The 10,536-nt window shown below is 59.7% G+C and carries 9 protein-coding genes; 2 read left to right on the top strand and 7 right to left on the bottom strand.

Features of this window, described 5'->3' with window-relative positions:
• Window positions 1–309 (top strand): sensor histidine kinase (locus BSU04_RS22175; RefSeq protein ID WP_144021309.1); only part of this gene is annotated, 309 nt, incomplete at its 5' end.
• A gap of 61 nt (window positions 310–370) precedes the next feature.
• On the opposite strand, the gene BSU04_RS22170 is transcribed toward BSU04_RS22175, so the two are convergent.
• The 7 genes from BSU04_RS22170 to mnmC form a co-directional block, all read right to left on the bottom strand.
• Window positions 371–826 (bottom strand): SET domain-containing protein, encoded by a 456-nt coding sequence (locus BSU04_RS22170; RefSeq protein WP_089162625.1) that lies wholly within the window; start codon window positions 824–826, stop codon window positions 371–373.
• A 297-nt stretch (window positions 827–1,123) separates the two neighbouring features.
• Entirely contained in the window at window positions 1,124–2,236 is a 1,113-nt protein-coding gene (locus BSU04_RS22165; protein ID WP_089162624.1) for an NADH:flavin oxidoreductase/NADH oxidase, read from the bottom strand.
• A gap of 162 nt (window positions 2,237–2,398) precedes the next feature.
• Window positions 2,399–3,118 (bottom strand): glutamine amidotransferase, encoded by a 720-nt coding sequence (locus BSU04_RS22160; RefSeq protein ID WP_089162623.1) that lies wholly within the window; start codon window positions 3,116–3,118, stop codon window positions 2,399–2,401.
• A gap of 210 nt (window positions 3,119–3,328) precedes the next feature.
• Entirely contained in the window at window positions 3,329–3,973 is a 645-nt protein-coding gene (locus BSU04_RS22155) for a MarR family winged helix-turn-helix transcriptional regulator (protein WP_089162622.1), read from the bottom strand.
• A 694-nt stretch (window positions 3,974–4,667) separates the two neighbouring features.
• Complete coding sequence (locus BSU04_RS22150) at window positions 4,668–5,783, bottom strand: YbdK family carboxylate-amine ligase (RefSeq protein WP_089162621.1); 1,116 nt, start codon at window positions 5,781–5,783, stop codon at window positions 4,668–4,670.
• 183 nt (window positions 5,784–5,966) lie between these two features.
• Window positions 5,967–7,169, bottom strand: a complete 1,203-nt coding sequence (locus BSU04_RS22145) for a cation:proton antiporter (RefSeq protein WP_089162620.1) — start codon at window positions 7,167–7,169, stop codon at window positions 5,967–5,969.
• Window positions 7,170–7,906: 737 nt separating this feature from the next.
• Window positions 7,907–9,775: a bifunctional tRNA (5-methylaminomethyl-2-thiouridine)(34)-methyltransferase MnmD/FAD-dependent 5-carboxymethylaminomethyl-2-thiouridine(34) oxidoreductase MnmC gene (gene mnmC / locus BSU04_RS22140; protein ID WP_089162619.1), complete on the bottom strand. Its 1,869-nt coding sequence runs from the start codon at window positions 9,773–9,775 to the stop codon at window positions 7,907–7,909.
• 436 nt (window positions 9,776–10,211) lie between these two features.
• Here mnmC and BSU04_RS22135 point away from each other — a divergent pair, with 436 nt between their 5' ends.
• The gene (locus tag BSU04_RS22135; RefSeq protein WP_031364544.1) at window positions 10,212–10,490 is read left to right on the top strand and encodes an HU family DNA-binding protein; all 279 of its coding nucleotides are present in this window, start codon (window positions 10,212–10,214) and stop codon (window positions 10,488–10,490) included.
• Window positions 10,491–10,536 lie beyond the last annotated feature (46 nt).

Genomic DNA, 10,536 nt, shown 5'->3' with positions numbered 1-10,536 from the left:
CCCACCTCGCGCGCCGAAGGCGCGCGCGTGACCGTGACAGTGACGCAGACCGTCGATGAAACCGGCCGGAGGATGGGCGAAATCGTGGTGGAAGACAACGGTCCGGGTGTGCCGCTGGAACAGCAGCCGGATCTATTCAAGCGCTTTTTCCGCGGCGATGGCCATGGCGTGGAGGGTGGCGCCGGACTGGGTCTCGCGATCGTCCACGACATCATGGTCCTGCACAACGGCAGCGTGCATTACGAAGACGCTCCAGCGCCCGAAGGCGGCGCGCGTTTCATCGTGCGGATGCCTTTGAAGACGGTATGAAAAACGCCACGGAGGAAACCTGCCGTGGCGTTTTTTCTTGCTGACACTCTCTACGAAAGCCCTACTTTTTCTTCTTCAACGCCAGCATGGTGCCGCGGCACTTCTTCGCGCCGCAGCGGCACTCGTATTCCTTCTTCAGCTTCTTCGTGATGCGACCGTCGATGACGAGACCGTAGTCGTAGTACAGCTCTTCATCTTCCTTGATCGCACGCAGCGCGTGGATGAACACGCGCCCTTCCTTCTCTTCGGCTTCGCAATTCGGCGCGCACGAATGGTTGATGTAGCGTGCGCTGTTGCCGTCGACCTTGCCGTCAATCACCTTGCCGTTTTCGAGCGCGAAATAGAACGTATGGTTCGGCTCGTCCGGGTTGTGCGGATGACGGCGCAATGCCTCTTTCCACGAAATGCGTTCGCCTTTGTACTCGATTATCCGCTCGCCTTTGGCGAGCGGCATCGCGGCGAACACGCCCTTGCCGTGTATGCCCGAACGGCGGACGGCGACCCTCCGTGAACTCATCGAATGAATCCTTTAAAACGAATCGGTTTGGCTTAGCAGACGCTTGAACTTCGCCTCGTCCCGGTTTCACGCGAACGGTGACGAACCGGAACGTGGATTAAAAAAACGCGGCGGCCTGAATGCGAGGCGCCGCCGCGTTGCTGTCTTTCATTGCATGGGTTGCTTCAGTTGCTTCATGTGCGGCAATTCACTGTCCTTCGCTGCCCGGGTCAGGTTGAAACCATGCAGGCGAACAACGGCATCGTACACGTTAGGCGCGCACGAGTTCAACCGCTCCATAAATTCAAGCCGCGAGTTTCAGCGCTGACCGAACGAGATATCGCCGAACAACGCTTTTTGTTCGCGCGGCTGCGAGCGCCAGTATTGCGGCGGCGCCTCGACGGTCGCACCCAGTTGCGCAGCCGCGTGCCACGGCCAGCGCGGATTGTAGAGCAGCGCGCGCGCCAATGCGACGAGATCTGCCTCGCCCGACTCAATAATTTCTTCGGCGTGCTGCGGGTCGGTGATCAGACCCACGCCCATGGTATTCACGCCCGTAGCTTCCTTGATGGCTTTCGCGAACGGCAGTTGATAACCCGGCGACAGCGGAATTTTTTGCAGCGGCGAAACGCCACCCGACGACACATCGATCCAATCCACCTTGTGTTTCTGCAACTCCTTCACGAACACGATGGTCTGCTCGAGATCCCAGCCGCCTTCCACCCAATCCGATGCCGACACACGCAGGCCGACGGGTTTATCGGCGGGAAAAGCGGCGCGTACGGCGTCGAAGACTTCCAGCGGAAAACGCATGCGGTTTTCTAGCGAGCCGCCGTATTCATCGGTGCGCTGGTTGGCAAGTGGTGAGAGGAACTGATGCAGCAGGTAACCGTGGGCCGCGTGCACTTCAAGTGCATCCACACCTAATCGCGCGGCGCGCTTCGCCGTCGCCACGAAGGCTTCGCGTATGCGGATCAGGCCGGCGGCATCGAGGGCTAGCGGCGGCGTTTCGCCTTCTTTATGCGGGATCGCCGACGGCGCCGAGGGCATCCAGCCGCCTTCCGAAACGGCGATCAACTGACCGCCTTCCCAGGGCGCTGCGCTCGACGCTTTGCGGCCGGCGTGGCTGATCTGCATCGTGACGGCAATGTGCGAGTATTTTCGAATAGCGTCGATAACCGGCTTGAGCGCGGCTTCAGTCGCGTCGTCCCAGAGGCCGAGGTCGCCGGGCGTGATGCGGCCGTCGGGTTCGACTGAGGTTGCTTCGAGGCAGAGCATGCCGGCCCCCGAGAGCGCGAGGTGCCCGAGGTGGATCATGTGCCAGGCGGTGGCTTCGCCGCGAACGGCCGAGTATTGGCACATCGGCGAGACCACGATGCGATTCGGTAGCGTCACGCCTCGCAGCGTGAAGGGCGAAAACAGGGCGCTCATGGGAGGTTTCCGGAAGAAGAAAAAAGGGCGTTTTAGAATAGCACTTCGGTTTTTTCCCTGCTGACAGCAGACCCGATCGCTTGACCCACCGTGCCGGCGCCTTCGCGGTCTACTTCTCTACTTCCGGATTCGTGGCCCGTTACCTTCAGTTCGTCTAAACCGTTATTTGGCCGGTTCAAAACGGTCCAGCCATTCGCCAAACATCTTGCGCGCGGCGCGTTCGAGCGCCGGGCCGTGGCGGACGGTATCGGCACGCAAGGCGGTCACGGTTGTCCCGCTTTCCGCCACTTCACCCGGATACGCAACCAGCCAGCTTTCAAAACGATCGACCAGGACTTCCGGATGGCATTGCAAGCCCAGGACGTGCTCGCCCCAGCTGAAAGCCTGATTCTCGCAAAGATCCGTGGATGCAAGCCGCGTGGCGCCATCGGGAAGATCGAAGGTGTCTCCATGCCAATGGAGAACCGGCGTCGGCTGACCATCCGCTTCGAAATGCCGCAAAGCGCAAGCCCGTCCCGCCTCGGTCAGCGTCAGCGCCTTCCAGCCGAGTTCTTTTTGCGCCGCCGGATAAACCTTCGCACCCAGCGCACGGGCAATCAACTGGGCACCCAGGCAGATGCCGATAGTCGGCAACCCCGCCGCAATGCGCTTTTCCAGCATGGCGAGCAACGGATTCAGATGGGGAAAGAGCGCGTCGTCATAGGCGCCGATCGGGCCGCCGAGGACAACCATCAACGAGGTATCGAGCGGATCGGGAGCGTCGATGCGAGCGCGGCCCACGTCGAGATAACGTACCAGTTGGCCACGATCGCCCAGCACCAGTTCCAGGCTGCCGAGATCTTCGAAATAGACGTGGCGTATCGCCAGGACTTCACGTTTCATCGGCGGTCACCCAGGAAAGCCGGCAAGCTGAGGTCGGCGCGCGCGGCATCAGGCGGCGCACACAAAGGAGAGGCACGGTCGAGCAGCCAGCGCACCGCCAACGGGCGCGCGGCTCCAATAGTCTACCGACAAGTCTAACCGGCACCGGCGTGCTTCGCGCTCTGGAGCGCGAAGCACGGACGGCGAACGTGAAGCTTCAGGCAGCGGCGCTTACGCGACCTGCGCGAAGATCTTCCAGTTCTTCTTCTGCTTGGCGAGATCGCCTTCTTCGTATACCGAACAATCGAGACGCAGGCCGGTATCGGCCATGTCGATGTTCAGCAACGCGCAGTGATGCGGCGTCTTCTTCGGGTTCTTGCTCGCTTCGAGGTGCGTGCAGCTCAGGCACATGCGATGCGGCGGAATCTGCTGTACCACTTCCAGCTGTCGAATGGTCTTGAGCAGGCTACGGTACAACTGCGACTGCTCATCGGCTTTCAACGTGCCGACTGCCTTCGACAAGAACTCCGGCCATACCAGCGCCTTCTTGGCTGCCGTCTTTCCGCGTGCGGTCAGGCGCACAGCCAGCGCGCGCCCGTCGTCCAGCGCGCGGCGCTTTTCGACCAGACCCTTGCCTTCCAGCGTGCTGACGGCATCGCTCGTGGTCGCGGCGGTCAACGCCGTTTCCCGTGCGATCTCGCCAAGCCGCATTGGACCGCGCCGCTGCATCAGCAGCACGAGAATTTCGCCCTGGGTCGGCGTCAAGCCAGCACCCTCAGCCCATTCCCATGCCTGGCTACGCATCGCCGTGCTCAACCGCAGCAAGCCGTGGGTCACCCGCCCTGTGGCCTGCTCTCCATATACGCCTTCGCTCATAGTCGTTCGCTTCGTCTTTCTTGATGCTTATCTGATGGTTCGGCAACAGCTTGAAACCGGTAAAACGTCTGACCCCGCTCGTTTTACCCAAGTCGCTGCTGGCTCAATCGCCGGCGTATCCGTCCGGCGAATCCTTTCGTATCAACTACCGTCTCAAAATTCGGGCGATCGGACCGATGCAGCTAGCCCATCGTCCGGATAAGGACATCTATGTTTCTTGGTGGCGCCTGCTCTAGACCATCCAGCGCTTCTTTTGTTTCACCGGCCGTGCTTCCCCCTGCCGGTAAAACCGACATTCTAAGCGACTGGAACCAAACGTACACCTTAGTTATTCAGAAACAGTGTGGATAACGCAGTGGATAACCACATTATTCGATGTGTGCCGATTCTTGATAACCCCCCGGCGCGCAAATCTGCCAAATTGTTATCCCTCGCAACCCCGCTCGATACAAGGCGCCACACCGTAGTTGTGCGCACTCCAAACTGTTGAGTTTGTGGAGATTTTATCGGTTGTCCACAGAATTGCACGATGCTTGTTAACTACTATTACGTATGTATACGAACTCATGACAGTAAACCTTAGAGGCGGGTTATCGGCATCGACCTGAAAAAAATAACGAAAAAAAACCCGCTCGGAAGCAGGTTTGTTTTTTTCCGGGAGGCGGTCAAACCGCTGGGTTCGACGCCGTTCTGGTCATTCCCGCCACTGCAGACATTGCTGGCGCACGGCTTCGTGCAGTGACCGCTCGCGATCGAAAACACCGCGCAACCAGGTTGCGTCGTTCATGTTGCTGCGGGCGATATCGCCGACCTGGCGCAGCGCTTCGTTCGAACCAAGCGCGTCGGCGTGAGGCGCGATCACGTCAAGCGTTGCGAGGATGTCTTCGGCAATCGTGCGACGCTCGCCTGTCTGTGGATCGATGCAACTGCCCTCCAGGCCGAAGCGGCAAGCCTCGAACCGGTTGAACGTGTAGACGAGATAGTCGTCCTCTTTCAGCGTCAGGGGTTTGTCGAGCAGCAGGTAACGCGCGAGCGTCTGGATGTAGCAGGCAATGGCCGCTGCGCGATCGACCGACAGCGGCGTGTCCATCACCCGGACTTCGATCGTGCCGAAACCAGGTTTCGGCCGGATGTCCCAGTAGAAATCTTTCATGCTGTTGACCACGCCGGTGCTGACCATCTTCGAGAAATATTCCTCGAAGCTGTCCCACGTGAGCGTGAACGGCGCGCGCCCGGACAGCGGAAATGCGAAAACAGAATTGAGGCGAGCGGAATGAAAACCGGTATCGACACCCTGTACATACGGCGACGAAGCTGACAACGCGATGAAGTGCGGAATGAAGCGCGACATGGAATGCAGCAGGAACAACGCGCTGTCCGGATCCGGGCAGCCAATGTGCACGTGCTGGCCGAATACCGTGAACTGCTTCGCGAGGTAACCGTAGAGCTCGGAAAGGTACTGGAAGCGCGGGGTATCGAAGATCTGGCGGTCGCTCCACTGCTGGAAGGCGTGCGTGCCACCGCCACACAGCCCGACGTTGAGGTGGTCAGCAGCGGCCACCAAGGTTTCACGGATGGCACGGAGGTCCGTTACGGCCTGTTCGTGCGTCGTACAAATGCCGGTGGACAACTCGATCATGCTTTCGGTGATCTCCGGCGTGATGCTGCCAGGGATCTTTTCGTCCTTGACGAGCCGCATGAGATCGGAGGCGGCCTTGGTCAGGTCGTAGTCGTGCGTGTTGACGACCTGGATCTCGAGTTCAACGCCGAAGGTGAACGGCTCCGAGTTGATGAAAGGTTCGAGTGACATGGTGCCTCTTGATTGACAAAGCCTCGGGCGCCGGCCGACATCTTACCGGCACGGCGCGCCGGATAAACTGAATAGGCCGAGTAATACGCTCAAGCGCTCAATGACAAGTTCAATGCCACGCCCGGCGACCCGATAAAAACGAGAAAAAGACAGGAAAACCGCTTCTCAAACCTTACTTGGAAGCTACTCGCGCCGTTCGCCGACTGCCGACAAACTGCGATACACGAGGAACGGCGTAACAATTTGCAGCACGACGATCGAACACATCACGATTGCCCGCAGCGTCGGATCGTAGTCGGGATACAGCACGTACATGTCGTCGACGAGCAGGTAAGCGAGCGCCGACATCGGCGTCAACGCCACTCCGAGTGCCGCGCCCTGTTTCCAGTTGAGGCCGCTCGGTTTTGCGAAGATCAGCACGCCGGCCAGCTTGCCGATGAAACGCGCCACGATCAGCGCCAGCGCAGCCAGACCGCCGAGCGCGATATCGCGCCATTCGAACGACGTCAGCGTCAGCGCGAACAAAATCACCGTCAGCAACCAGCCCGCCGTGCCGAAATGTGTCGGCCAGAGTTGCGGCCGCTCGTTCGAATTCTTCACGATGATGCCAGCCGCCAGCAACGCAAGAATGGTCGACAGCTTGAACACATGCGCGATCGCAATGGCGAGCAACACTAGACCGAATAGCGCGACGAACGAATGTTCGTCGTTGGTATTCAGTCGCCGGTACAGCAGATTGCAGGCCAGCGCGAGGAGCAGCGCCAGCACGAGCGAACCGAGCAGCAGATAAAGCGGCTGGACGATGGTCGCGAGCGTGTTGCCGTAGATCTCCTGATGCAACACGCCGGCCGCGAGTTTTTCCACGATCACCGCGTACATGCTGTTGAGCGCGGTCAGCGTGAGCAATCGTTGTGTGACCTGGCCTTCCGCGCGTAGTTCTGTACGCAGTTGAATCACCATCGCCGGCGACGTTGCCATGGCTATTGCGGCAATCACAACAGACGGCATGGTCGGCACTTTGCACAGCGTCAACGCGATCAGTACGAATCCGAATGTGAGCGTGCTTTCAGCAATACTCGACAAGATCAGATAAGGATTGCGGCGAATCCAGCGCAAGTCGAGCCGGCTGCCAAGTTCGAACAGGAGCAGGCCGAGCGCGACGTCGAGCAAGGGTCGCGAGATCCCTGCCGAACTGACATCGATCACACCAAAACCTGCGTTGCCCGCGATCAGGCCAATGACAGCGTAGCCCGTGATGCGCGGCAAACGCCAGGCGCGCCAGAGCAGCTCACCGCAGAGGCCCGCGGCGACCAGTGCAAGGCCGGCCCAAAAGATGGCGTCGGGTACGAGTGGCCAAACCGGTAAGAATGAAAAGGCCGACTTCATCGTGAGGACTTCTCCTTCGCAGCTAGTGCGGATAGTCAGTGAATGGGCAGGTAGCGCGCGGCAATGGTGCGCGTTGCCGGAAAGGCTCGTTGCCCGTTGATTCTTCAGGCTCCGTCAAGCCCCGTGGGCTCATTGACAGCCGATTCGCTGCCCGACCAGTTGGTCAGTTGCTGTCACGGCAAGGGTTTCAGCGGTTTTTTCGATCCACGTTGCTCGCGTAGAGCCGGGTTTGAAGCGATAAGCCGGCAAGGCGGCCAAAACGAAAGAACGGCGATTGTGCCATAGCTCCCGGCAGCCCCCGCTCTCTCGCTGCCGCAGTTGGAACCAAGCGGTAACAATGGGTTTTAGCATGCCGGCATGAGGAAAAATCTACCTTTGAAGGAACGGAATCACTTCGTCGTTTCGTCTGAGATAACGCCGTTTTTCCACTTTGGGCGCTGCCGATGACGCTTGTTTTAAGGTTTACAAGTTTTGTTTATATATACGTAGTAGTAGTTAACAAGGACGCACGATTTCTGTGGATAACTCCATTTTCATCAACGTTTACAAGCGCTTGAAGGACGCATAAGCAGAGTGTGAACGTGTGGGCGCCGGAGGGCGAACCCGGAACAACTTCGGACGGATTCGCGGCGTGAGCAAGTTGTCCCGTTTACGCCCACAGCGAGTACACAGGTCATTTGCGCGAAATCCGACGGGTTATCCACAGGCTGCGGTGGATAGATCGCTGACAGACTTTTTTAGCCAAATTCGCCTTGTCGTAATGCCCGCAAAAGGAAGCGCGCGGGGTCGATGGCTTCAGCCAGCTCACGTTCGACCGGCCATGGTTCCCCTTCGATTTGCGCCGCGATCAACTCGGCGCCCAGTGTCGACCACACCAGCCCGCGCGAACCGAATGCGAACGCGCCGTACAAGCCGGGCATGCGCGGCAAATCGAGCGGCCATGCGCCGGAAAGACGGGGGGCATCGGCACGTGCGGCGGTTTCGTCAGCGAGCGCGCCGATCATCGGCATGCGGTCGCTCGTTACCGACCGGAAAGCTACGCGCCCTTCCAGCGTTTCTGGCGTTGGCTCGAACCCGGCGAGGTCGGGCAACATCATCGCGACACGTTCAAGATTTTCGGTATGACCGGCGGACTGGATCTGCGTATTGATGTCATCAATATCGTAGGTTGCACCCGTCAACGTGCAATGAGCACCGAGAGGCACGGCATAGCCATCGCCGACAATGGGTACGCGCAGACCATCGAGTGGACTCGAGTCCAATATCGTTAGCTGGCCGCGCACGCCGCGCGTTGGATGGCCGTGGAGCCCGGCGAGGCGTTGCGCATCGCCGGCGTTGGCAAGGATCACGACGGGGGCTTGAGCGAGGGCGCGGCCGGTGGTGTCAAAGGCCGTCCATGTGCCGTTTTCCCGATCGATCCGCGCGACTTCCGTGCCAAAACGGGTGGTCAGCAAATCTCCCGCAGCCTTGCATTGCGCGGCGCATATCGCGGCTGGAGAAATCCAGCCGCCGTGAGGGAAAAACCATCCGGGACGTGCGACAGGCTGGCCGGCGAGACGGGTGGCTTCGTCTTCATCGACGGGTATTACATAGGACGGCGGCAAGCCGAAGCGCTTGATCGCGGACGCAATTGCGCGCGCATCGTCGGCGGAATCCGCGATTTGCAGCAATCCCTCGTGGCTGCGCTTCAGGGTATGACCGGCGCGTTCGAGCTCGGACCAACGGTGCAGCGCGTAGAGAAATCCGGCGCGTGTCAGGCGGGCAGCGATGCTGTCGTCACGCCAGACGATCGGGTGGAAGACGCCGGCGGGATTACCCGACGCATCGCGGGCGAGATCCTCGTGGCGTTCGATCAGGCTGACTTGCCACCCCCGCGATGCAAGGCGCTCGGTGATCGCGCAGCCGGCAAGGCCAGCCCCGATGACGATTGCATGGCGCAGCATTCGAGGTGAGGAAGCCGATACCGCGTCCTTCGAAAACTTTGTTGGCGGCGTGAGGTTCTCAATTGCGAACGCAAGCGGTGGTTCGTGACGCCGTACACGCCAGCGTGGGGCGAAACGGGCTTTCACATAAGCGCCGTCCGGGGTTTCATCGCAGATAAAGCCTGCGTCTTTGAGCGCTCGAGGAAGGAGGGGATGCGCTTCGGCGCATAACGTCGCCTGATCCCCGGCGACGCGGGCCAGCGATTTGGCGATATACGCCAGCTGCGCGTCGACCTGCAATAGCCGCAGATAAAAGGCATCGGCACGCAGCCAGATTTTCGATAGCAGGCTCTGCAACTCGCCGATGGCCAGCGTCAGCACCACGCGCCCATTTTCAAACTCGAGCCTGTGCAGCCCGGTCACCGGCATCGGCCACGCATCGATCAGTAATTGGGAGAGCGTGGGCTGCTCAGCGAGTACGCCGGGAAGATCCATCGATGTCAGCGGACCGACCGCCACGAAGTGCAGGCGCTCACAGCGTTGCGGATCTGCGCGCCAAGCGGCCCATGTCTCGATAAACAGCCGCCCGGCGTCGAATTCCGCTTGTAGAACCGTGAAATTTCGCCGCCGGGCCCAGCGCGCGCAATCGCCAAGCACGTTTGCGCAGAAAAAGGAATGGGTCATACGAAAGGTTTGAAAGCAAACTGATGATATGACCTTCACCGTGCATTTCCGAGGTCGCGCTGCATTCCCGTCAAGCTAATAGGGGCAAGGCTTAGCGCGTGATCCGCCGGATCATCCACCAATCGTTGGCAAAAACCAACGGAGGGTAAATTGGACAGTACGAAAGGATTGCTTGCAACAAAAGGACGATGGAAAGCGTTTCCGTTTGCGTCCGATCATGCGTAAATCTTCGAAACCCTTGTCCCGCTTGGGTTTGCGCTGCGTTATGATAACAACCGCCGAGTAAGGAGGAGGCCCGGCGACCGGGGTGTGAGGGTTTGCCGGAATAGTGGGCCAGGGGGCTGGACCCGCGCCAGTACTCGACTGCAAGGCCCGCGCACGTATAATCGGCGCGTTCGCGCTGTTCGTGTCAACCTAAACTGATAAAGGAACCTTAATGAATAAACAGGAACTGATCGACGCCGTGGCCGCTCAGACCGGCGCCAGCAAGGCTCAAACCGGCGAAACGCTGGACACGTTGCTCGAAGTGGTCAAGAAGGCCGTCTCGAAGGGTGACGCCGTGCAGTTGATTGGCTTCGGAAGCTTCGGTTCGGGCAAGCGCGCAGCGCGCACCGGCCGTAACCCGAAGACCGGCGAATCCATTAAGATTCCGGCCGCCAAGACCGTCAAGTTCACGGCTGGCAAGGCATTCAAGGACGCAGTGAACAAGCGGTAAGTTGTAGCCGATTGTCAGTAGAGAACCCGCCTCTGGCGGGTTTTTT

The sequence above is a fragment of the Caballeronia sordidicola genome, from assembly GCF_002220365.1.
GTDB classification, from domain to species: Bacteria; Pseudomonadota; Gammaproteobacteria; order Burkholderiales; family Burkholderiaceae; genus Caballeronia; species Caballeronia sordidicola_C.
The sequence above is the reverse complement of the archived record's forward strand: the minus strand, read 5'-3'. Positions and strand labels throughout refer to the sequence as shown.